General features: G+C 34.0%; 24 protein-coding genes. 6 read left to right on the top strand and 18 right to left on the bottom strand.

The annotated features are described in order from the left end of the window. Positions 1–137: 137 nt before the first annotated feature. A complete protein-coding gene (locus tag NG806_RS04855; protein ID WP_261512152.1) occupies positions 138–1304 on the top strand; it encodes a helix-turn-helix domain-containing protein in 1167 nt (388 codons plus the stop codon). 3 nt (positions 1305–1307) lie between these two features. Here NG806_RS04855 and NG806_RS04850 read toward each other — a convergent pair whose 3' ends face one another. Beyond that, on the bottom strand, positions 1308–2546 hold the full coding sequence (locus tag NG806_RS04850; RefSeq protein ID WP_214825078.1) for a Na+/H+ antiporter: 1239 nt from the start codon (positions 2544–2546) through the stop codon (positions 1308–1310). Positions 2547–2810: 264 nt separating this feature from the next. Here NG806_RS04850 and NG806_RS04845 point away from each other — a divergent pair, with 264 nt between their 5' ends. Next, a complete protein-coding gene (locus tag NG806_RS04845; protein WP_214825081.1) occupies positions 2811–3317 on the top strand; it encodes a pyridoxamine 5'-phosphate oxidase family protein in 507 nt (168 codons plus the stop codon). 44 nt (positions 3318–3361) lie between these two features. On the opposite strand, the gene NG806_RS04840 is transcribed toward NG806_RS04845, so the two are convergent. The 3 genes from NG806_RS04840 to NG806_RS04830 all read right to left on the bottom strand — a co-directional run bounded on the left by NG806_RS04840 (position 3362) and on the right by NG806_RS04830 (position 5074). Continuing rightward, positions 3362–3595 (bottom strand): thioredoxin domain-containing protein, encoded by a 234-nt coding sequence (locus NG806_RS04840; RefSeq protein ID WP_261512151.1) that lies wholly within the window; start codon positions 3593–3595, stop codon positions 3362–3364. Beyond that, positions 3595–4482: a dihydrodipicolinate synthase family protein gene (locus NG806_RS04835; protein ID WP_214825087.1), complete on the bottom strand. Its 888-nt coding sequence runs from the start codon at positions 4480–4482 to the stop codon at positions 3595–3597. Before NG806_RS04835 ends, NG806_RS04840 begins: the two co-directional genes overlap by 1 nt. Positions 4483–4621: 139 nt before the next feature. Then, positions 4622–5074 (bottom strand): cupin domain-containing protein, encoded by a 453-nt coding sequence (locus NG806_RS04830; protein WP_214825090.1) that lies wholly within the window; start codon positions 5072–5074, stop codon positions 4622–4624. A gap of 100 nt (positions 5075–5174) precedes the next feature. Here NG806_RS04830 and pdxR point away from each other — a divergent pair, with 100 nt between their 5' ends. Further along, a complete protein-coding gene (gene pdxR, locus NG806_RS04825; RefSeq protein ID WP_261512150.1) occupies positions 5175–6608 on the top strand; it encodes a MocR-like pyridoxine biosynthesis transcription factor PdxR in 1434 nt (477 codons plus the stop codon). Positions 6609–6676: 68 nt separating this feature from the next. Here pdxR and NG806_RS04820 read toward each other — a convergent pair whose 3' ends face one another. From NG806_RS04820 to NG806_RS04785, 8 genes are all read right to left on the bottom strand, one after another. Beyond that, the gene (locus NG806_RS04820; protein ID WP_261512149.1) at positions 6677–7465 is read right to left on the bottom strand and encodes a phosphatase PAP2 family protein; all 789 of its coding nucleotides are present in this window, start codon (positions 7463–7465) and stop codon (positions 6677–6679) included. A 15-nt stretch (positions 7466–7480) separates the two neighbouring features. After that, on the bottom strand, positions 7481–9904 hold the full coding sequence (locus NG806_RS04815) for a TonB-dependent receptor domain-containing protein (RefSeq protein ID WP_261512148.1): 2424 nt from the start codon (positions 9902–9904) through the stop codon (positions 7481–7483). Between the two features lie 5 nt (positions 9905–9909). After that, positions 9910–10338 (bottom strand): PepSY-like domain-containing protein, encoded by a 429-nt coding sequence (locus NG806_RS04810; protein WP_214825102.1) that lies wholly within the window; start codon positions 10336–10338, stop codon positions 9910–9912. A gap of 52 nt (positions 10339–10390) precedes the next feature. After that, positions 10391–11149: a COG4705 family protein gene (locus NG806_RS04805; RefSeq protein ID WP_261512147.1), complete on the bottom strand. Its 759-nt coding sequence runs from the start codon at positions 11147–11149 to the stop codon at positions 10391–10393. 70 nt (positions 11150–11219) lie between these two features. Further along, positions 11220–12506, bottom strand: coding sequence for a sensor histidine kinase (locus NG806_RS04800; protein ID WP_261512146.1), 1287 nt, complete (start codon positions 12504–12506; stop codon positions 11220–11222). Positions 12507–12545: 39 nt separating this feature from the next. Beyond that, the gene (locus NG806_RS04795) at positions 12546–13253 is read right to left on the bottom strand and encodes a response regulator transcription factor (RefSeq protein WP_214825110.1); all 708 of its coding nucleotides are present in this window, start codon (positions 13251–13253) and stop codon (positions 12546–12548) included. A 108-nt stretch (positions 13254–13361) separates the two neighbouring features. After that, positions 13362–13862 (bottom strand): CinA family protein, encoded by a 501-nt coding sequence (locus tag NG806_RS04790; protein ID WP_214825113.1) that lies wholly within the window; start codon positions 13860–13862, stop codon positions 13362–13364. A 284-nt stretch (positions 13863–14146) separates the two neighbouring features. Next, positions 14147–14761, bottom strand: coding sequence for a Crp/Fnr family transcriptional regulator (locus NG806_RS04785; protein WP_251040453.1), 615 nt, complete (start codon positions 14759–14761; stop codon positions 14147–14149). A gap of 353 nt (positions 14762–15114) precedes the next feature. On the opposite strand from NG806_RS04785, the gene NG806_RS04780 reads away from it, so the two are divergent. Beyond that, positions 15115–16899 carry an alkaline phosphatase gene (locus tag NG806_RS04780; protein ID WP_261512145.1) on the top strand — a complete coding sequence of 595 codons (1785 nt, stop codon included), beginning with the start codon at positions 15115–15117 and terminating at the stop codon, positions 16897–16899. A 64-nt stretch (positions 16900–16963) separates the two neighbouring features. Here the strand turns inward: NG806_RS04780 and NG806_RS04775 are convergent, their stop codons facing one another. After that, positions 16964–17848 (bottom strand): DMT family transporter, encoded by an 885-nt coding sequence (locus NG806_RS04775; RefSeq protein WP_214825122.1) that lies wholly within the window; start codon positions 17846–17848, stop codon positions 16964–16966. 91 nt (positions 17849–17939) lie between these two features. On the opposite strand from NG806_RS04775, the gene NG806_RS04770 reads away from it, so the two are divergent. Further along, complete coding sequence (locus NG806_RS04770; RefSeq protein ID WP_261512144.1) at positions 17940–19364, top strand: aminotransferase-like domain-containing protein; 1425 nt, start codon at positions 17940–17942, stop codon at positions 19362–19364. Here the strand turns inward: NG806_RS04770 and NG806_RS04765 are convergent. The 5 genes from NG806_RS04765 to NG806_RS04745 all read right to left on the bottom strand — a co-directional run bounded on the left by NG806_RS04765 (position 19361) and on the right by NG806_RS04745 (position 22716). Beyond that, positions 19361–19951 carry a Crp/Fnr family transcriptional regulator gene (locus NG806_RS04765; RefSeq protein ID WP_214825124.1) on the bottom strand — a complete coding sequence of 197 codons (591 nt, stop codon included), beginning with the start codon at positions 19949–19951 and terminating at the stop codon, positions 19361–19363. The genes NG806_RS04770 and NG806_RS04765 overlap by 4 nt on opposite strands. Next, positions 19948–20328 (bottom strand): bacillithiol system redox-active protein YtxJ, encoded by a 381-nt coding sequence (gene ytxJ, locus NG806_RS04760; protein ID WP_214825126.1) that lies wholly within the window; start codon positions 20326–20328, stop codon positions 19948–19950. The genes NG806_RS04765 and ytxJ overlap by 4 nt, the downstream gene beginning before the upstream one ends. After that, positions 20325–20786: a DUF1569 domain-containing protein gene (locus NG806_RS04755; RefSeq protein ID WP_251040454.1), complete on the bottom strand. Its 462-nt coding sequence runs from the start codon at positions 20784–20786 to the stop codon at positions 20325–20327. Before NG806_RS04755 ends, ytxJ begins: the two co-directional genes overlap by 4 nt. Continuing rightward, a complete protein-coding gene (locus tag NG806_RS04750; RefSeq protein WP_214825130.1) occupies positions 20780–21316 on the bottom strand; it encodes a YfiT family bacillithiol transferase in 537 nt (178 codons plus the stop codon). The genes NG806_RS04755 and NG806_RS04750 overlap by 7 nt, the downstream gene beginning before the upstream one ends. A gap of 257 nt (positions 21317–21573) precedes the next feature. After that, positions 21574–22716, bottom strand: coding sequence for a DEAD/DEAH box helicase (locus NG806_RS04745; RefSeq protein ID WP_261512143.1), 1143 nt, complete (start codon positions 22714–22716; stop codon positions 21574–21576). A 255-nt stretch (positions 22717–22971) separates the two neighbouring features. Between NG806_RS04745 and pncA the strand changes: the two genes are divergently transcribed. After that, positions 22972–23577 carry a bifunctional nicotinamidase/pyrazinamidase gene (pncA, locus tag NG806_RS04740; protein ID WP_214825133.1) on the top strand — a complete coding sequence of 202 codons (606 nt, stop codon included), beginning with the start codon at positions 22972–22974 and terminating at the stop codon, positions 23575–23577. Positions 23578–23579 lie beyond the last annotated feature (2 nt).

Raw genomic sequence — 23579 nt, 5'->3', positions numbered from 1 at the left:
TATTTATGCTAATTTAACTAATTGTTATTTATTTATGAACTCAATATTAATAATTTAATAAAAACTTTAATAGATAAATAATAATTTCATAATCACTAAGTCCTTTTTTTGTATTTATTTTTGTACAAACCTAAGGAATGCAGTATATCATTATCATCGGAGCTTTTCAGGCACTTGTGGCACTTTGGCTTTTACAGTTCAGGGAGAAAAAATCATCTTCGAATTATCTGTTTATTTTCCTGCTTTCGGCAATTGCCGTCCATTTAACAATTAAGTTTGTTATATTCAATTTTATTCCTGATGAGAGTATCAGGCAGCAGATGAATACGTTTATTGGCGTCTGTTATGGTCCTTTAATTTATTTATATACTTTAAGCAAAACAAAAAAGAGATTTTCTATTGCTCGTAAATGGTATATTTTCATCCCACTCTTTTTATTGATGATTGCTTATTTTACAATCTCATGTGTCTTCGTTATTCTAAATCATGTTGATCAGAGACTGCTCGATCTATACAATAATTTGAGCTTAAATTTAATCTTCATCATTAATCTATACTACCCTGTAAAAAGTATTTTAATTGCGCGAAAAGCTAAGTTTAAGATTCTGGAAAAGATTGAGTATGATGCTATACTGAGGATCTCTTACTGCCTATTATTAATGGAATCCGGAGTTGTTATTTCCAAAAGTTTGCTATATATCTATCCTGAAGAAGCTCAGATCATTACTATTTCGATTAGAAGTATTGCCTACTTTTTATTATTGGTGATTTGTCTATTAATCATAAGGAAAAGCCTGAAAACTGAAATTGTTTCTCTTCCTCAAACCCATTCCGATGATAGGTTAAAAATATCCATAGTACAAAATTCCACAAAGGACAGTCCATTAAATACGGTTGATTATGATTTAAAATTCAATGATTTATGGCAGAAAATGGACGATTCGATGAAAAAACAACAGCTCTTTAGAAACTGTGATCTAAATCTAGATGAGCTGGCACACCAAACAGAAATCAATAAATATCAGATCAGCGAAATGCTGAATGGTTATAAGAACAAGCCCTTCTACCGTTACATCAATGAATACCGCATTGATTATTTTAAAAATATTGTAGAAAGAGCTATTGAAAAGAATGAGAATATCAATTTTTTATCCTTTGCTTATGATGCTGGATTTAAATCTAAATCTTCTTTCAATCGCTATTTTAAAGAGATAATCGGACAAACCCCTTCCGCTTATTATAAAAGCCTGATACAGGAAAATAAAGAATCAGGATTTGGTAATTTATATGGTAGAAGCGTTTAATTTTCAGAGTTTAAACTTTTTCACAATCCAGGGTAAGGTTAGCCCCTGTCCTAATAGCGAGATCAGAACCACAACTACAGATAGAAAAATAATTTCATTACGCATTGGAAAAGGTTCACCTTCATTAATGGTTGTCGGAAGACCTAATGCAATAGCTAAAGAAACAATTCCCCGCATTCCGGACCAGGTTATAATAAAGCTGGTTTTAGAATCAAATAAAGCCTCTTCACTAATCCTCCTTTTCCCCTGAAAAGCTTTTTGAAGATTGAACTGTTGTAGATATACCCGCGCCATTCTGATCAATAAAGTGACGATAACAATTATTCCTGCATAACCGGCATATGTCCATAACTGAATTTGAGGCATTTTCTTTAAAATAATAGGGAATTCGAGGCCTATCAATAAAAATATCAACCCATTAAGAAGAAATATAATAATATCCCAAAAATTACGTGATTGTTCCTTAACATGATCAGGAAATTTTGTCCTGCTCAATTTAGACATTCCTAAACCAAGAACAACAACAGCAATTACTCCTGATACTTTGAAATGCTCCGCAATAAGATAAGTTACGAAAGGCATTAAAAGAATTAAACTGTTTACCACCATTGCATCTTTACGAAAGAAGCCGATCGTTAAGGCTAAAGCTCTAAAAATAATCCAACCAACCAGAAAACCACCACCTAAAACACATAAAAACTCAACAGATGCTTTCCACGTTACAAAGGCAACTCCCGTTACGGCAGCTACTGCAAATCGATAAGCAACCAAGGCTGAAGCGTCATTAATCAGACTTTCCCCTTCCAATATGGTCATTGTTTTATGAGAAAGACCCAACCCTTTTGTTACACCTAATGCAGCGACAGCATCAGTAGCAGAAAGAATAGCCCCTAAAACAAAAGCCAATGGCCAGGTCATTCCCGGAATTAAATAATATGCCAATACAGCAATTCCCGCCGTTGTCATAAAAACAAGTCCTATTGCCAACGTACCAATCGTATTGAGATTGGTTTTAAACTGTTGAAACGAAATATTAAAAGCGGCATCGTATAATAACGGTGGAAGAAAAAGTAACATAATGATCTCTGGATTCATTTCAACTTCAGGCATAGCGGGTACAAAACCTATCATTACACCTACAATTAAAAGTAACATCGGTACGGGAATCTTTATTTTACCCGCCAAACCGGATACCCCGATCATCAAGGCCATTATCACTAAAATGACAGCATAGTTTTCCATCAGGCTTATCGTATTTCAGAAAGTTTAAAGTTAGAATTGATTGTTGAACTTATAAAAGTAACAAAAATAATTATTTCGAGTAAAGCTCTATATTTTTTATTAGTCATTTTAAACGGAAGACTATTGAAAAAAAACAGATAGAGCTCTTTAATGGAATGTAAATTTTGATATTATAAAATATGGTCAGGTTTTTGAAGTATTAACTCTGAAAATGATCATTCATTTCATCCTATATTCTTAACCAATCACTCAAAATATTATATTATGTCAACAAAAAATATTACCCATCTGGAGGCAATTAAAAAAATTCAGGAACTTTCTACGAAAGCAAGAATTTGTATGTTTTGTACTGAACTAGAGACAGTTCCGGTCAACTCACGACCAATGACTCTACAGGAAACAGATGACAATGGAAACCTATGGTTTATCAGTAGTGAGACCAGTAATAAAAATTTCGAAATTAAAGAAGACCGCAGAGTTCAGCTTTTTTTTATGAATAATGATGATTCACAGTATCTCTCCGTGTATGGTGTTGCTTCTGTGTATAAAGACAAAGCAACCATTGAAGAAAAATGGTCAGCTATGGCTAAAGCATGGTTCGATGGTAAAGATGATCCAAATGTATCTATTATTCGGGTAGAGCCTAAAGAAACCTATTATTGGGATACAAAGGCTGGAAAATTAGTGAGCATTTTAAGTTTCGTGGCAGCCGCGGTTACAGGAATTAAAACAAATAACTCTGACGGCATAGAAGGTAATGCCACTTTATAATAGAAAGTAAAAAAGAGGCTGTCGCAGAAAACAGCCTCTTTTATTTATTTCTTTACATCTTCCAGTGACGCTCCAAAATTAATATGCAATACATTTCCATTAGGAGTAACCAGAGCAGGAACAGATTGTACACCTGCCCTCTCAGCTGCCTTGATCTTGTCTGTGTCTTCTCCCAAATGAATGATTTCTACATTTTCGACGCCGATAATGTCGATGATATCGTGTTCCGCACTAAGACATACAGGACATCCTGCATGATAAAAAACTGACTTTTTCATTATGGATATTTAAGGTTTTTAATAATTATTTTTAATTCTTCAACTTCTTTTTCCGGTAAAGGTTTTAGAGGGCTTCTTAAGTTTCCGCCTTCTTCGCCCAAAATATTAAGACCCGCTTTTACTGTTCTTGGAAGTCCTTTAGCCACAATGAATTTGAGTAATTCAACTTGTTTGTAAAAGATATCCTGCGCTTCTTTTAATTGGTTATTTTCAATGGCATTATACAAGCCTATAGTGAGTTCAGGAATTAAATTAGGTGCTGCTGTACACCATCCTTTTGCTCCTGCAGCAAATGCAGCAAGTGCTAACGGATTTGAACCATTATAGAAAGCAACATCTTCGCCCAGTTCTTTTCTCAGATAGTGCATTCTCTGGATATCTCCTGTACTTTCCTTGATCATGGTAACATTAGGGATTTCCAGCAGTCTCTTTAATAAAGCAGGAGACATATCTACTCCACCGGTTGCAGGATTATTATAGGCCATAATAGGGATGGATATTTTGCTTGCTACCGCATCATAATGAGCAACGATTTCATCTTCTGTTAGTTTCCAATAGCTCATCGGAATAATCATTACTGCATCAGCACCTGCTTTTTCTGCAAACCGGGCATGATAAACCGTTCTTTCGGTCGTGAGATTAGAAACTCCTACAAGGGTTGGAATCCTTCCGTTTACCTGGTTTATTGTAGTTTCAGTAATTGCCTCTTTTTCCTCATCGGAAAGATATGGCAGTACTCCTGTACTTCCTAAAGGAGCAATACCATGATTTCCTGATATTACTAATCTTTCAACAAGTCTTTTAAAGAGTGGAATATCTATTTTCTCGTTATGGTCAAAAGGAGTAATGGGATACGCAATGATCCCTTTAAATGGAACATTTTTCATGTAATTTCTTTTTAGTTGATATTAATAATCTAATGCAAAGACTTCAAATGGATAATATTGATCTTTATAAATGACAAATATGCTGTAATGTGTGTTTTTTTGAGTGCCATTTATGCTTTGTATCAATGAAATTTACTTCCTAATCTCTTCCTTCTTCTTCTCTTAGAGCAACTCCTAAATTCTGTAATTGGGGTGCATTTTCACAGGCAATATATTTAGCCGGTTCCGTATCACTCAAATTTTGATGCTTATGCCATCCCCAAGATGGAATATACACTGCATCACCTGCTTGCCACTCCACTTTCTCACCTTCTATTTCTGTCCAGCCTTTTCCTTCGATAACATACAATACAGTCTCATAAGTATGGCGGTGTTTATTGGTTTGTTGCCCAGGTAGCAAACCTCCGATGGTCATACTCACATTTTTACTGGGTAGATCGACAAAGAATACGGGATGTTTTCTTTCGGTTGAAAATTGATCGTGTTCACCAGCTTTTTCTACATTTTTATGAATGAGGTGACTTGGTTTTTGGTACTCGGGTCTGGCAAAAGTTTTGTGAAAGTCTTTTGAACTGAATTTTTCATTTTCCATGATTTAAAAAATTTAATGTTTCTTGCATTATTGCTTTACAAAAATATTTTATATTTGGACTAGTTAAATTATTCAGTTTTAATAAAAATAGATAGTCCAGATGTTGCGTCCTTGGAAATTGGAATTCAAAATAGATAAGAAATTAGCAAAAGCAGTATATCTTCAAATTGCAGATACTATAATTGCAGACATACAATCCGGAAGGTTAAAAGCAGGAGATGCTCTTCCGGGAAGCCGTATTCTGGCATCTATGCTGATGGTCAACAGAAATACCATAGTTGAAGCTTATCAGGTCTTGATCAATGAAGAATGGGTAATCTCAAAAGAGAGAAAAGGAATTTTTGTATCTGATCAATTGCCCTCGTTAGGTATAAGATTTAAAAATGATAAAAAAGAGACCAGCGAGAATACAAATTCTGCTGATCCATTTTTAATCAATTTTGATGATGGTCATCCGGATAGTAAAATAGCGCCTATAACTGAACTCGCGAGGGCTTACCGGCAAATATTCAACAGAAAAGCCAAATGGCAGATGATGGGCTACACTGAGGTACATGGAGATATCGAATTCCGTAAGGCCATCTCCCAGATGCTCAATCACCAAAGAGGAATGAATACCAATGAAAATGAAATTTCAATTACCAGAGGAAGTCAGATGGCCATGTTTCTTACCGCAAAAAGTCTGCTAAATCCTGGTGATCATGTAATTGTTGAAAATCCTGGTTATAAACCAGCCTGGAAAGCTTTTGAACATGCTGGAGCAAAACTTTTACCCATATCAGTCGATCATGAAGGCTTAATGGTGGAAGATATTATGAGACTTTTAAATAAGAAAATAAAAATAAAAGCTATTTACGTAACCCCTCACAGACAGTATCCTACTACGGTTACTTTAAGTTTAGCTCGAAGATTGAAATTGATTGAACTTTCAAATGCACACGGGATTACCATCATTGAGGATGACTATGATAATGAATTTCATTTTGGATATCGTCCTATTCTTCCACTTTCAAGTTTTCCTGAATTAAATAATTACGTCTACATTGGAACGATGAGTAAAGTTGTCGCTCCGGCATTAAGAATCGGATATTTAGCTACTAAAAATCAGACACTTCTTCAAAAAATAGGCGAACTACGAAAAATAATAGATGTACAGGGGGATGTTATTATGGAACAGGCTGTTTTGCAGCTTATAAAGGATGGAGCTGTTAAAAAGCACATAAAAAAAGCAACGATCCATTATAAAAATAAAAGAGATTTTGTACATGACCTTTTAAAAAGATATATAAATGAGCATGCAAATTTTAATCTACCAGATGGTGGATTAGCTTTCTGGATTGTACCTAAAGTAAATATAAACTGGGACAATGTAACTGTTTTACTACTAGATAATAATATTAAAATAATACATCCTGAGAGATATAGCTTTAAAGAGTCCGTAAACGGATTCAGATTAAGTTATGGTTCACTTTCTGAAGACCAATTGGAGCAAAGCATAAAGATCATTGGGCAAATATTGAGTGGTCAAAAATAGAATGGCTCTCCTATTGGAAAGCCAATTTAAATAAGAATTTCTATACAGTTATTCTTGTAAGTTTAACATTAAAAATTTTTAACCAAGCCAATTCCAACATTCCCCTGTTGATAAAAAGGCATTATCATGGTTTGTGATTTTTCCTTCTTACCACCCAAAAGGCTATTTATTTTTGGATATAACCAATATGCTAATTCCGTAGATAAAATACCAAAACCGGCACCACCTACTACATCTCCAAACCAATGCTTATTATTTAACATCCGGTATACTCCCGTAAAAACAGCCAATGAATATCCTGAAATACCTAACCAGAAATTGGTGTCTTTATATTCCCTGAACATAAACTGGGCAGAAGCAAAAGCCATTGCAGTATGACCGGAAGGAAAAGAAAGGTTATTGGAACCGTCCGGCCTTTCCTCCTTGGCAATATGCTTAAGAGGCATTACAATGGCAGAAGAGATTAACAAAGAAGTTCCATAGATAATACTTCGGTCCCTGAAGTTATGTTTTCCTTTTATTCCTGCGGCATTTAAACCATAAACAAGAACAGCTGGCGCAAATTGAGTGTAATTATCCAATCTTATATGATCAGGTTTATGTTCACTGATTTCGTACTGTGTTGAAGAATTCAGGTTTTTGAGCTCTTTGATTCCTAAGCTTGCAACACCATAGGTAATTAGTGCCGCCGGTATGATAAGTTTTTTATAAGTAAACTGATGGCTTGTATCATTCCTATCCAATGGTAAGGGAGCAGATGTACTGTCTTTAACAGTAATGACAGCCAAACTATCCTGAGCATTGATATTTTGAAAGCTTGCGAAAATTAAAACCAAGCTTACGATTAAACTTTTCATTTGAATTTTATTGAATTAAAATTTATAACTGTATCCCAATCTGACAACCTGAGTTTCATAATAATCATCACTGGTATATCTGAATCCGGCACCCTGTATTTGTTTTTTTATGACCATTGTATTCAATAGATCGGAAGCATTAAGAAACAATTCTCCCTTACCATTTTGAATTGACTTTTTCATACCCAGATCCATCGAAAACCTTGAACCTATTCTTCCCTGCGGAATAATATCAGGAGCTAGATAAACTGCAGTAAGCTGTGCACTGATCCCCTTAGAAAATTTAAAAACATTATTTAATTTTATATTTCCTGAAATAGCAGTCTGTTGATCAGCAGAAAAAATATTCGGTCGTGGATATAGATTTTCAACGGTAAAAGCATTGATCTGATTTCTGTACATATTTCCGTTGATATTGAAAGAGTAAACTGATGAAATCTTTTGATTCCAGATCGCTTCAATTCCTGAATTGTAACTTTTTCCTGCATTCTGAAATATGGCATATATCAGTGTGCTTTCAGGAACAATACTTGAAATTCTGGTAATCGTTCCATTTGAAAAACGATGATAAAATGAGGAATATAAATAGCCATTATCCCAATTGTACTTATATCCCAACTCTATTGAATTTGTAAATTGAGGCCTCAGTCCCGGATTTCCTACTTTAATGATTTCAGCATCATCATATTTAGGGAATATGCGGATATCTACTTCATTAGGACGGTCTACTCTCCTGTTATAAAATATAGAAAATTTATTCCGGTCATTTAGTTTATAGGCAACCCTAAGGTTGGGAAATGGTTGCGTGTAGTTATATCCACTACTTGTATAAGTTGGGTGGTTAGGATTTACATCATATTGAATTCTTACATATTCCATTCTTAACCCCAATTCAGCTTCCCATTTTTTATTTTCAAAAACATAATTACCATATATAGCCGGAATTAATTCTTTATAATTTGCCCATCCTCCGGCATTAGCGTCGATCACAGAATTTATTCCTGGTATAAAATTCATATTTGTAGGAATACTTCTGTTTCTCAGTTTAATACCAGCTTCAATTCGTCCGTATTTAAGAGGTTTTACATAATCAATATTAAAGTCATACACCTGTTCGTCAGATAAAAGCTTAAAAGCATCAGTACCTGAAGATAAGGGCAGAAAATTGTCGTAGAAATACTTTTCATCTTCCCTATGGAATGTATAATTAAAACCAATATTCAAGAGATGCCCGGCTTCTTTAAACTTATGCTGATAGGCCGCAGTAGCCATTACGGTAGTTTTCAGTTCATCTTCTAAAAATTGCCATAAACGGAGCCTTTGAGAAAGGCCACCATTAAAAAATGGCTGATCACCCTTGTCTGTAATCTTTTCACTTCCATAAAGCCCTGAAATGGTAAGCGTGTTCTGACTGTCAATATTCCAGTCTATCCCTGCTTTTGTTGTCAGAAAATTAGTATTTCTGTTTCTTTTTAGCTGAGAGTTAATAACTGTTCCATCATCATAAGTACGGGTTACAAATTCGTTTTTATTAAGTGTTTCTGTGTATAAATTATCAGCCTGTAAAAAGACATTTATTTTGTTTTTCCTGTAATTAAGGGAAACAGAAGGATTTATTTTTGGAGTTGTCGTATACTGTGGTCTGATCGTTGGAAGATTTTGTTTTCTTTCCCAAAGAGAACCTAATCCCAATGTTAATCCCACTTTACCATTCCAGCCATTTTGTTTATTTTTCTTCATAATAATATTGATAATTCCGGCATTTCCATTGGCATCATACTTTGAAGATGGATTATTAATGATTTCAATTTTATCAATAGCTGAAGCAGGAATATTATCCAAACCGGTCTGACTTCCAAATCCTGTTAAGGCAGTTTGTTTACCATCAATTAAAACCGTTACCTTATCATTTCCCCGCAGCTGAATTTTACCATCCTGAACGGTAATACCGGGTAGATTCTGCATGCTTTGAAGTACAGATCCGCCATTCTGACTGATATTATCGGCAACAGAATAGGTTTTCTTATCAAGCTGATTACTTACCTCGTTTTTTCTACTGCCTGTTAGCACAACTTCTTCAATTTTTGTCTCCTTAGCATTACTATTTGATTGAAGTTCTATAGGCGGAATATCCAGGAATTCTGAAAGACTGCCAATAAAAAGAGACTGGGTATGGGAATTATAGCCTGCCATAGAAATTTCTATCAGATAATTTCCTGGTTTTATTTCGGTAAGAGCAAATCTGCCCTCTTCATTAGTAATTGTTCCGGAAATAAATACACTGTCTTTAGGAGATTTTAAAACAATGCGGCTGTAAGGAAGTCCGGAATGATTGGTATTGCTTACAATCCCTGAAACAGTTACTGAGGAAACCTGAGCAATGGCAAAAGAGGAAAACAACAATACTATTGAAAATATGAATAGCTTGATTCTAATCATTATTTTTAGTCTTTAATCTCTCTTAAAAATTTCCCGTCATTGTCAAAAATTAGGTCCTTTCCATTTACCTCTGCCTCATAAGTTATAATACCTTTTGAATCTTTTATTTTTGCAGCCTCTTTTATTTTCTGATTAGGATAGTTTTTAAGAATGAATTGTTTAATTGATGCAGAAAGAGCATTAACATTGATAGGGACTTCTGTTTCGATAATGTTTCCTGAGGCATTGAACAAAACGGATTGCTCCAATCCTTTTGATAGGAATCCCGCTTCATAATTGTCCTTTTCTTTTTCCCATTTTACTTTTTTAGCTTCCGGATACTGTTTCTGTAATGCAGAAGTAACAGACACCGGAACACTTTTATGTTGGATTTTTTGCGCATGTATTAAAACAGCACCGGCAATGACTGTTAAAAGAACCACTAATTTTTTCATTGTATTACATTTTAATTTATGATACAATGATCGGATATGATTTAGAAGAAATTTAGAATATCTGGTCTTGAGATTTCAAATTCTTTATCTCTTTATGCGAAATAAGGATCATTAAAAACAATAAGGCCAACGATACTAAGGATGCATTAAGAGTTCCAAGATCAAGCCCACCCTTTAAAATGGGTTTAGTAAGGAAGTCACCGAATGTAGCGCCAAATGGTCTCGTAAAAACAAAAGCAATCCAAAATAGGAGAACATGATTAATTTTTGTGAAATAATGAACTAGAATAACGATAAGAATAATTATTCCGGTGACACACGCTCCAGTTAGGTAAGTTAACCCCAAATTGTCGCTCAGAAAATCACCAAATGCCGTTCCCAGACTATTTGAAAAAAGAATGGCTATCCAGTAATATATTTCCTTAGACTTTTCAAAAATAGGATATACTTCAAGATTTTTATATTTTCGGTACCATAGGAAAAGGGTTGCTAAAAGCCCAGTGATAAGGAGTAAACTTCCCAATAGATATCCGGTTTTTAATGTTCGGTCTATAAAATCTGAAATTTCTGTACCCAATGTTGTTGTTCCCACAATGACCAGCCAGTAAACAATAGGAATATATCTTTTTACCTTTAGCTGAATGGATATCGTGATGATAAAGAGTAAAAATGTGATAAAAATTCCAACTGTATAACCAAAATTAAGGGTCATAGAAATAAAATCACCCAGAGTCTCCCCCAAAGTCGTAGCCGTTATTTTCATCAACCAGAAAAGAAGACTTATCACAGCTACTTTATTCAGTGTTCTCATATTTTTTTATTCAAAGTTCATCCTCAATTTTGTAGATATTTCGAATAAAATGAATAATAGAAAACGAGCCTTAAAATTTTATAGAGAAAGTATGTTGATTATCTTTAAAGTAATAATCTAAAGTCCATCCCTGATGAGTACAGATTTCTTTTACAATAGCTAACCCTAACCCACTCCCATTATGATCTGTAGATGCTTTTGAAAATCTTTTAAACAGATTGTCTCCATTTAATGAAAAAGATCCTGAATTAGAAATCATCATCTGTTGCTGAGAAAGTTCGATCCTTGATGTTCCATTAGTTGACGTATGTCTTACTACATTAATCAGAAGATTGTTAATAAGAGTTTCAGTTAAAGTCCTGTTTCCGGTAGCATATACGCTATCCATAATTTCAGCCTGAATCTCAATATGCTTTTGATCAAAATGCTCCTTCAATATTTCCAGACTTTGATGAAGCAGTTCGCTTAAAGGTAAATTTTCATTTTCCGCAAATTGGAGATTTTCAATTTTTGCAAGTAATAAAAGATTTTTATTAATCCTCGAACTTCTTGTTAAAGCCCTGTTGATCTCTTCAGCAATCTGATACTGTTTCTCAGTAAGATCTTCATTTTGCATTAAAATATCAAGTTTATTTTTGATAATAGCTAAAGGAGTCTGTAATTCATGAGAAGCATTTTCAGTAAATTCCTTTTGAGTTTTATACACTGAAACATTATGTTCTATCAGTTTTTTTAATGATAAATTCAATTCTTCAAATTCAATAATATCTGTTGAGTCAAATTCAATTTTGTTTTGAGTGTTAAGATTGAAAGTCTTTAACTTTTCTAATGTATTTCTAAAAGGTTTCCATATAGAAGTAGAAAGTTTTCGATTTAAAAATAAGAGTCCTAAAACAATCAGCATAAAGAAAAAAACAGTGATAGCAGCAATAAGAGCAATTGTCTCATGGGATTCTTCAATATTAGTTTCTACTGTAAATAAAAAGGGTTTATGATTAATATAAACTACTTTTTTTAGACATCTGTATCGTTCTATTTCGGGCTTATCTACGAATGTTTTTTGTTTTTCTACTGTAAAGGTTTGTTCTTTTTTTAAGGAATTAAAAGGAATTTGTTCAATATTAGTTCCAGGCTGAATTTTGTTCCATAGAAGAACACTTTTTTCGAGTTCTGATTCCGAGAGATTCAAATGATTAAATTCAAAAGCGGTCTTTTCTACAATAGTAATATTGTGCTCGTCCAATTCCCCTTTCCAAATGGCATCCACAACCCAATAATAAACAGGAATACTAATGATCAATATGATAAGCACATAGATCAGAAAAGGTTTTGTCGTTTTACTTAGAAGTGGTTTCAATGGAGTTTACAGTTTAGAAATTAGAAATAAAATTACAAATTATTGAGAATGATAGTCTTCTCTCTCATTAGTCCCTGCTTCCCATTTATATCCTGTTCCATAAACTGTTTTTAAATAATGTTCACAGCCTGCATCATAAAGCTTTTTCTTCATGTTTTTCACATGTGCATACACAAAATCATGATTGTCAAGCATATCAGCGAAATCACCTGAAAGATGCTCTGCTAAAGTACTTTTAGAAATTACTTTATTTTTATTTCCTATGAAATAAATAAGCAGATCAAATTCCTTTTTAGTAAGAGCCACTGTTTTATCGTTAATTAATACGGTTTTAGCAAGAAGATCAATTTGCAGTTCATTTTGCTTAATGATATTCGAATTGTTAAACTGCTTTCTTCGGATAATAGAATAGATCCTGGCCATTAGTTCAGAGAGATGAAAGGGTTTGGTAAGATAATCATCAGCGCCCAGCTGTAAACCTTTGATCTTATCATCCAATGCATTTTTAGCAGAGATAATAATCACACCATCCTGCTTGTTCTGTTTCTTTAATTCTTCTAATATGTTCAGTCCATTTCCATCAGGAAGCATAATATCCAATAAAATACAGTCATATTGAAACAACTCTATTTTATTCATTGCTTCGTGAAACGTGGTAGCAAATTCACATAAATAACTTTCCTCTGAAAGATATTCAGCGATGCTTTTTGCCAGTTCAGTTTCATCTTCTATGATCAGTATTTTCATTGGACCAATTTACAGATCCAATTTAGAAGAAATTTTGAATATAATAAAATAGCTGTAAAATATTAATGAAATTAATTTTTTGATGGCTGAAAGTTGATTTTACTGAATTTATTTTAAGATCAATACTTGGTTAAGTTCACTTTTAAAACATCCCAGAATAAATTCTGTAAAATATAATTGAGCATCTAGAGCTTGTGTTTTATGATGTAATTCCAGTCTTTTCGTTAAAATAATTTCGCCTTTATATGAAAAAGAGAAATAGCAGAAAATTTTATATGATGAACTTCTTACAGGAGTACAGTAACCTGTAATAGCAATGGACCAATCCGTTTCAAATGATTTTGCAACATTTAATGCCATCGTTTCTGCTATATTTTCTGATACACAATCGTATACTTCTGCCTCCTCCTTATCTATATTGAGAAATTTTACTTTTTCAGACATTGTATAAGCCGTGATTCCGCCATTATAAAACAATGAGCTACTGGGCATTTGCGAGAAAGCAAGTTGCAATAATCCTGAAGTTACACTCTCTGCTACAGATATCGTTTCCCCGGTGGTCAGTAGGGACTGACTGATGTATTCAAGTAAATTTTGTTGAAACTGCATAATCATAATTTTTATGTGATTGGTAATACCCTTTACTTAAACGCTAAATTTTCTGCACTTACAATAACTTTAAATAATACTTTGATTTACAACACATTAATCTATCTCTAATGGTTAGATCTGATTAAAGTATTCTCACAAAACAATCATGTAATGACATAACTATTTGTAAACATCAATTTATTACTCAATGTTTTTTTAAGTATTAAAGTAGCATTTATCCTGAAATAGAATATCAAAGATAGATCAACCAGCTTCCCATTCTTATGATTTGAGTCATGTTTCTAATAGAGAATTCTTCTATTTTCAAATTTTAATAGATTTTCCTTGCCCATTTTTTTTAAAGTTCTGATAACGGTTTCTACCCTTAAACCCGTTAAATTTGCAATCTGTTGACGGGTAAGTTCTATAGGAAAACCAAACTGACAGTCATTTTCAGAATAGCTCTTTAGATACTCCATTAATCCTTTAAGTCTTAATGTTGGATTTTGATAAGCCATATACTGTGTCATCAATACTTTATAATATAATCTTTGAGAAAGACAGGCATTCATTCTTAGGGAAACCTCAGGATGCATTTCCAATAGTTTCAGGAAATTATCCTTTGATATTCTAATGATTTCTGATGATACTAAAGCGGTTGCATCAGTTGGATAAACTTTATCCAAAAAAAGTAATGAATCTCCAAAACTCTGATTTTTACCTAGAATATTTTGAATGAATTCTTTTCCTTCCTCATTGTAATTATTAAGTTTTACTTTGCCTTCAGCAATTTGAAAGTAATGAAGAGCATGATCATTTTCTTTAAAAATCAATTCTCCTTTTTTGTAGGTTTTATTTTCAGCACCAAAAGAATATAAAATCTCATGGTCAATGTTCATACAGCTAATTGTTTTCATAATCTTGTTTTTATCACTTAGAAAAAGAAAAATAGTAAAAATCATTGATTAATACAAAGGTTTTCATTAATCTAAGATAATAGGAATTTTCCAGTATTGGCTATTATTAAAAGGCTATTAATACAAAAGCCACACCATCATCTTCGAATAGGTTTTAGGTAATTTTAAAGTTAGAAATTAAATTTTTGTAAACTTTTTGTAAACAGATTCTCACAATTAACTTCCAATGAAGCATTTACCTGTTAACATTGGTTTTAGAGGGAAATGCTATGATTTTAGAAGTATGAATTATGATTAATTTCGCATCCTGTTTGCTGATTGGTTTAAAAATAAATCAGCTTAAAAAAGAAAGTATGACTTCCAATTTAACAAAAATCTCTACGCTCATTTTATTTGTATTCTCTCTACACGGATTTGCACAAAATCCTAAAGTCCATTCTCACAATGATTATGAGCAGAAGATACCATTCTGGTATGCGTTGGGATCTGGAGCATCCTCTATAGAAGCTGATGTATTTCTGGATAATAATGAGCTGTATGTTGCTCATCATGAAAATGGAATCAAAAAGGAAAGAACACTAGATGAATTGTATCTGAAACCCATCGAGAAAGCTTTAGAACTTAATTTAGCTTCCGATCGCCCTATTCAGATTCTCATTGATATTAAGACTGATGCCGAGCCAAGTCTTCAAAAAATTGTTTCAGAAATCCAGAAACATCCCAAGATTGCCAATCAAAAACGATTTACTTTTGTTATTTCAGGGAATCAGCCTAAACCGGAAAAATATAACTCTTATCCCGATTTTATAACATTTGATTATCAGAGTTTAGCAGATCTATCTCCAAAACAATGGCAAAAGGTAGCTATGATCAGTCAGGATTTTAAAAGATATTCAAACTGGAATGGTAAAGGAGGTTTAATGATTGATGACCTCCCTAAAGTACAGGATATTATAAAAAAAATTAAAGCATTCAAAAAACCAATACGTTTCTGGGCTACTCCGGATTCAAAAACCTCTTGGGAATTTTTTGTCAATGCAGGGGTTGACTACATTAATACGGATCATCCAAAAGAATGTGTGACCTATGTTCAGAATTTAAAAGACCATACATTTAAAAACAGTCTTTTTTCTGAGATTTACCAACCAAAGTTTTTGTATGAAAATAAAAATGAACTGGTAAAAAATGTAATCTTACTCATTGGCGATGGAAACGGACTTTCTCAAATTTCCGCATCTGTTCTGGCTAATAAAGGACAGCTGACACTAACACAACTGAGGAATATCGGATTCATTAAAACAACGGCTGTAGATAATTTCACCACAGATTCAGCAGCCGGTGCTACGGCATTTGCAACCGGTAAAAAAACAAACAACCGTTTTATAGGTGTGGATTCTGAAGGAAAGTCTATACAAAACCTTACGGAGGTGCTCTCTGAAAAAGGATTTAATACAGGGGTCATTACTACAGACGAAATTGTAGGAGCCACACCTTCAGCATTTTATGCACATCAAAGAGACAGAGGTATGGAAAAAGAGATAGCTTCTGATCTTAGTAAAAGTAAACTGACTTTCTTTGCTGCAGGTGGCAAATCAAAAGTCTCTGATCTGTCAGGTTTTTCTAAAGTAGATCAGCCGAAAGATATTGCCGAAAGCAAATCCCCACGATTAGCTTATTTTATGTCAGAAAATGGTGTTCCATCAGTTTTAAATGGCCGTGGAAATCTTTTACCAGAAGTCGTTCAAAATGGTTTACAGTTTCTTAAAAATAAAAATAAACCTTTCTTTATAATGATAGAAGGTGCGCAGATCGACAGCGGTGGTCACGCCAATAATGTTGGAACAATCGTTACCGAAGGAATTGATTTTGATAAAGCGATTAGTCAATCAATACAGTTTGCTGATCAGAATCCCGGAACTTTAGTGATCATTACTGCTGATCATGAGACTGGTGGATTCAGTATTCCTCACGGTAATCTAAAAAACAGTATAATTGAAGGTGACTTTACTACAGAAGACCATTCTGCTACGCTAATTCCCGTATTTTCTTATGGTCCAAAAGCTGATCTTTTTATGGGTGTTTATCAGAATAATGAAATTTTCCATAAAATTTTAAAAGCCCTGAATATAAATAATTAATAAAATAACCTGGTAATATAAAAAGACCGCCTCACCTGCGGTCTTTATTTTTTATAAAAATAGATTATTTAGCGAACTTTTTTGTTCCTGCAACACACAGAATTACGCCAATCGTTACTCCAAGCATGCCTATGCTTACGGGTTCATGAAGAAAATATGCCGCTAAAGCCAATCCAAAAAATGGCTGTAATAGTTGTAATTGACCTACTGTACTTATTCCTCCTTGTGCTAGCCCTTTGTACCAGAAAATAAAACCAATGAACATACTGAATAAGGAGATATAAGCCAGACCAAACCATGCTTGATTGCTCACAACTTGAATATCTTTAGGAAAATATATAAAAAACAATGGAATCATTAAGGGTAAAGCGAGGATCAAAGCCCACGAGATCACTTGCCATCCACCCAATGTTCTGGATAATTTCGCTCCTTCAGCATAACCTAATCCACATAAAATTACAGCTGCCAACATCAATATATCGCCTATCGGAGAGGCGGAAATTCCTTGTGAAACAGCAAATCCTATAACCAACAGGCTTCCTACAATAGAGAAAAACCAAAATACAGGATGAGGACGCTCCCCACCCCTGAATACTCCAAATACAGCTGTTGCTAATGGAAGCATTCCCAAAAATACAATAGAATGCGCAGAAGTTATATACTGAAGTGCTAAAGAAGAGAGTAACGGAAAGCCGATAACACAGCCTATGGAAACTAAAATCAAAGGTAATATCTGTTCTTTTGCAGGTCTCTTTTCCTTATAAATTAGAATAACAGCCAAGGCAAGTATCCCAGCGATTGCTGCTCGTGCGATTGTTACAAAAATAGGACTCATATCCATAACAGCTAATTTTGTCGCAGGTAAAGATCCACTAAATAACAATACTCCGATGAAGCCATTAACCCATCCATTGACTGCCTGATCTTTTGAAATTTTATTTGTAATCATTTTATATTTTTTGAATAGGTCAAAATTATAGAGGATAAATAAATAAACACAGTCTCAGTTTTGTATATTTGCATGAGCACAGTTTGAAAATATGAATAAAGAATTTTTGTACACAGAGATTACCAATGGATTGGCTTCACAGATCAGGAATGGGGTTTTAAAACCTGGAGATAAATTACCTTCAGTAAGAAAGCTATGCCTTGAGCATCAAATAAGTATGAATACAGCAAAGCGTGTATTTCTCGAACTGGAATCACAATCACTGGTTGAATCTAAACCACAGTCAGGCTATTTCGTCAGTCAGTTGCTTTCCATCAAACTACCCCTTCCCGAAGTAAGTCGTCCCTCATTGATCGCTAACAATAACGAACCCGACGAACTGATCAGTAAAGTCTATGAAAATATGGGTAAAAATAATCTCACCCTTTTCTCAATAGCTATTCCTTCAGGAGCCCTACTTCCTCAAGCTAAACTTAAAAAAGAAATTATTCAGGCCACCAGAGAGCTGAAATCAGGAGGAGCCGAATATGAGGAACTTCAGGGCAATTTAAAATTAAGAAGAATGATTGCTCAAAGATCATTAGCATGGGGTGGAAATTTTCACGAAAATGATCTGGTAACAACAAATGGTGGGATGAATGCCTTATCTTTTTGCCTGATGGCTTTGGGAAAACCCGGAGATACAATAGCAATAGAAAGTCCTTGTTATCCCGGAATATTACAGTTGGCCACAGGTTTTGGTCTTAAAGTATTAGAATTACCTACTCACCCTGCTCATGGGATAGAAATTGAGGCCTTAAAAAAAGCAATTCCCAAAATCGATATCTGCCTGTTAATTCCTAATTTTAATACTCCTTTGGGAAGCTGTATGTCTGATGAAAATAAAAAAGAAGTTGTAAAACTCCTTTCTGAAAATAATATTCCACTCATCGAAGATGATGTTTATGGTGATATTTATTTTGGATCACACCGTCCGAAATGCTGTAAATCGTTTGATAAAGAAGGAAATGTTTTATACTGCAGTTCGGTATCAAAAACCCTGGCACCAGGTTATCGTGTAGGTTGGATTGCTCCCGGAAAGTATAAGGATAAAATACTGAAGCTTAAACTACTCCATTCTACCTCTTCCATTGCTATTGTAAATGAAGCGGTAGCCAATTTCCTAAAAACCGGGAAATATGAAAAGCATCTACAGGAACTTCGCCGAACTCTTCAGACTAATTACCAGAATTATGTACAAACCATTATTCAGTATTTTCCGGAAGGTACAAAAACCAGCAGGCCACAGGGTGGACTCTCCCTTTGGGTAGAATTTGATAAAAAAATACAGACCAGAAAACTATATGATCTGGCCATTAAACAAAATATCAGTATTGCGCCCGGCAGGATGTTTAGTCTCCAGGATCAGTTTGAAAATTGTATGAGATTGTGTATTGGTCTCCCATGGTCAGAGGACACACAGCAAAAATTAATTGAGGTCGGAAGACTTGCCAAAATGATCGACAGACAGTCTTAATCTACAACGAAATTTTTTCTCGCTAGTTCTTTTCTTACCCGGCTTAAACTTTCAGGAGTAATTCCCAAATAGGAAGCAATCATCCATTGTGGAACCCTTAACAGTAAGTCTGGATACATTTTGATGAATTTTAAGTATCTTTCTTCGGCAGTTTCCCCCAACAAAGAATTGATCCTGTCCTGAAGGCTTCTTACATGTTTTTGTATTAAAATATCTCTTCTTTCAGCACTATCCGGAAATTGAGAAACCAGTTTATTAAAGAAATCCGGGTGTAAAAACAAGACTTCAGAATCTTCAACGGCTTCTATATAGTACACAGACTGTTCGTTGAAGTAAATACTCGTTCTGTCAGAAATGAGCCAGCTCTCAGGAGCGAATTGTATAATATGCTCTTTTCCGTTTTTATCGATGGAATACATCTTCAAAAGCCCTTTCTCCACGAAAAAAACATAGCGGCAGATTTCACCGTATTGTAAAAGAAATTGGTTTTTGGGTATCTTTTTTACCTCGTAATGTAAGCTACAGCTGTTTACCTGCTCTGTGGGAACATTTAAAACTTTAGCTAAATAGTTATTAATATTCTTCATCGTGTAATTTGGGTTATGGATATATCTTGGTGTGAAGCGTTGTTGACTGCCTTTCCGTTTTCTATTACGATCAACTGTGGGCTTTGATGGGTTACATCAAGATCTTCCGCAATTTTATTGGAAATAGACCTGTAAGCAAGGAGATCTAAAAAATAAAGATCAACGTCAGTACCAAGGTTTTTAATTTCTGATTCAAAATTTCTCAATACTGTTTTACTGATGAAACAACTGGTAGAATGTTTGAATATTGCAATTTTATCGTGATACGAGTTTTCAATAGCTTTTGCTAAATCTTCCTCAGATTGTATTTTTTTCCAGAAAGATTTCTCTTCAGGTTTCTCTTCTTTTCCACCAAATATTTTATCAAAAAAACTCATATATTAAATTGTTTAAGATGATGATTGAGGTGCTTATACTCCAAAAAGCCCCAGTCGCTTTCGGTCATTTTTCCAAAAAGCTCATGCTTTTCTGGTAGATTATGGTGAGTATAGTTTTCCCAATATTCATTCATTGTTTTTAAAAGCCCTTCTCTGCTTTCATTAAAGTCACATTCAAAATTAACGATTAGTTTTTGAAAAGTCGGCATATTTCGGGGAATTCCATTGTTAAAAATCTGCATCTCTACTTTTGTAAGAATTCCTATTGTCCCAAAAAGAAGGTTAACAGGAGGAAGGTTGATCTTTCTTAATGAAATCTGAAGAACCAGATCACAATGTTTTAACATCTGTGAAACGTTCATTTTGCCCCACTTATGCTCATAACTCTCGGTCAACATAGAGATTCTGTTGATGATTTCATCAAAATAAATACGATTGTGAAGACTCTTTTTTACCAACCTTTTTCTTTCTTCAGATTTTCAATATGAGCAAAATGATGATTACAATGCCAGGCGTAGAAAGCAAGATAGTATCTCAGATCATAATCCTGATTATTTTCCGGATGATGAAAAGTTCTTTCAAACTGTTTATTAGTTAACGTTTTAAGCAAAACATGCCATCTTTGATGTGTTCCTTTGATCATTCTCATAGCAGGCTTTACAGGGATGTTGATGCTATCCTGGAGTTCAGCCCATTTTGCTTCTTCATATGGTTTTATGGTTGGATTATCTTCCGTTAAAGCCAATTTAAAACGAATATAACTATTGATATGACTGTCAGCCAAATGATTAACAAGTTGTCTTACTGTCCAACCTCCTTCTCTGTAAGGGGTATCTAATTGATCGTCTGTAAGATCTTCAATAAGCTCCCTTAATTTATCCGGAAAGTTTTTGATCACTTTCATGTACTTATCCAATTCAATATCACAAATATGATCAGGTTTTTCAAACTGACCTATCGGATATCTCTTTTGTTCTAAATTACTCATTTTTAATTATCTTGGTTAATATGTTCTTATCTTTTAAGGAGGCAATAGATAATTTTCTACCCTTCTGAAACTCGACCTAAAATTACTACAAGAAAAGCAACAAAGCAATAAGTAGTAAAAGAATAAGAAAAATAACCTTATAGGATCTATATTGTTTTACAGAAAATTGAATCTTTAATCTATTTATGTTTCAAAATTTAAGATAAAAAAACTTCAATTCTATTAAAATTGAAGCTCTTATTATTTAAATTCATCCACTAATAACCATGCAGATCAATACCTTCTGTTCTTTGTAAAGTCACTTTTTTACCCATTTTCTTTTGAATCACTCGAAAGTGCTGCAATTCATCATCCGTCAGAATGGTAATGGAAGTCCCTTTTTCGTTGGCACGACCCGTTCTACCGATACGGTGGATATAATCTAAGGGTGAACGTGGCAGTTCATAATTAATAACGCAAGGTAAAGACTCGATGTGAATACCACGGCCAAGTAAATCCGTAGCGACCAAAATTTGAGCTCCGTTTACTTTAAACTCTTCTAAATTATTTCTACGGGCACCCTGTGACTTCTGTCCGTGAATAGCTACTGCTTTAATTTTATTTTTTTTAAGCTTTTCAACTAAATTGTCTGCAGATTTTGTAGAAGAAACAAAAATTAACGCCTTTTCAACCTTCTTTTCTTTAATTAAATAACGTAAAAAAGGGCCTTTATTTTCAGGAGAGACATGATAAGCCAATTGCTCAATATTATCAATTTCAACTTCTTCTTTTTTAATTTCAATAATCGTAGGATTAATCGATAAACGCTCTTTCATTTCAGAAACCTTATCATCTAAGGTCGCCGAAAACATAGTCGTTTGTTTCATTACGGGCATCAGAGCGAAAAGCTTATTCATTTCTTCTCCAAACCCTAATTGAAACATTTTATCCGCCTCATCAATTACTAAATGTTTAATTTCTGAAATACTCAACGCCTTATGATCTATTAAATCTAACAAACGGCCAGGTGTTGCAATAAGAACTTCTACCCCAAACATTCCCTTCATCTGTGGATTGATAGAAACACCACCATAAACAGCCATTGTACGGATCTCACGCTTCAGATTCTCTGTAAAAGTTCTGAAAACTTCATCTATTTGAATCGCTAACTCACGGGTAGGAACCAATATTAAAACCTGAACATTACGATCTTTTTTAACCTCTAAGTTTTGTAATTTTTCTAAAATAGGCATCACAAAGCTAGCCGTCTTTCCGGAACCGGTTTGTGCAATTCCCATCAAATCCTTTCCTTGCAGAATAACAGGAATAGCCTGCTCCTGAATTGGAAAAGGCTTCAGATAGCCCAACTTTTTGATAGAACGAATAATGTGGTGTGATAATCCCAAAGACTCAAATGACATAGAATACTTATTTTGCTGCAAAGATAAGCTATTGATATTTGGTTTACACGTGAAACTAAATTATGCCAATGATTATTAATTGTACAGGTACATTCAGGCTATTAAAATTTACATTTTGGAAATTTCTTTTATTCCTGATTGCTCATTTTATTCATTTTAAATTTTATTGTTGTCGTTTTGTCCGATAATTTATTTTTGGACAAATTTTTGAGTATTAGTTTTTGTAAATTTATCAAAAATTCGAGAAATCTAAATATGAAAAAAGCGTTAATAATAGTAGATGTACAGAATGATTTTTGTGAAGGTGGAGCCTTAGCTGTTCCGGGAGCCAATGAAATTATTCCCTATATTAATCTTCTTATGGAAGAAAATGAATACGATCAGATTGTTTTAACCCAGGATTGGCATCCTGCAGACCATAAAAGCTTTGCAAGTAATAATGGAAAAAAGGTTGGCGAAAGTATTATTTTAGGAGGAGTCCCTCAGTTTATGTGGCCTGATCACTGTGTTCAGGGAACTTTTGGAGCCGAATTTCATAAAGATCTGAACAGAGATAAAGTAACCCATATTATTCAGAAAGGTAAAAATACTGAAATTGATGCCTACAGTGGTTTTCAGGATAACAATCACTTTATGAAAACCGGTCTTGATGACTTCTTAAAATACCACGACATACAGCTCCTAGAAATTGTAGGTTTGGCAATGGACTATTGCGTAAAATTTACTTGTACAGATGCTGTAGCTAATGGATACGTAACTTGTCTGCATTTTAACGGAACCCGTGCAGTGAATGTAAAACCGGATAATGGAAGGGATGCAATTTATGAGATGATCCAAAAAGGAGTTACCATTTTAGGATAATT

The organism is Chryseobacterium paludis (assembly GCF_025403485.1).
Classification (GTDB): domain Bacteria; phylum Bacteroidota; class Bacteroidia; order Flavobacteriales; family Weeksellaceae; genus Chryseobacterium; species Chryseobacterium paludis.
Note: the sequence above shows the minus strand (reverse complement) of the source record. Positions and strands in the feature narration are given on the sequence as shown.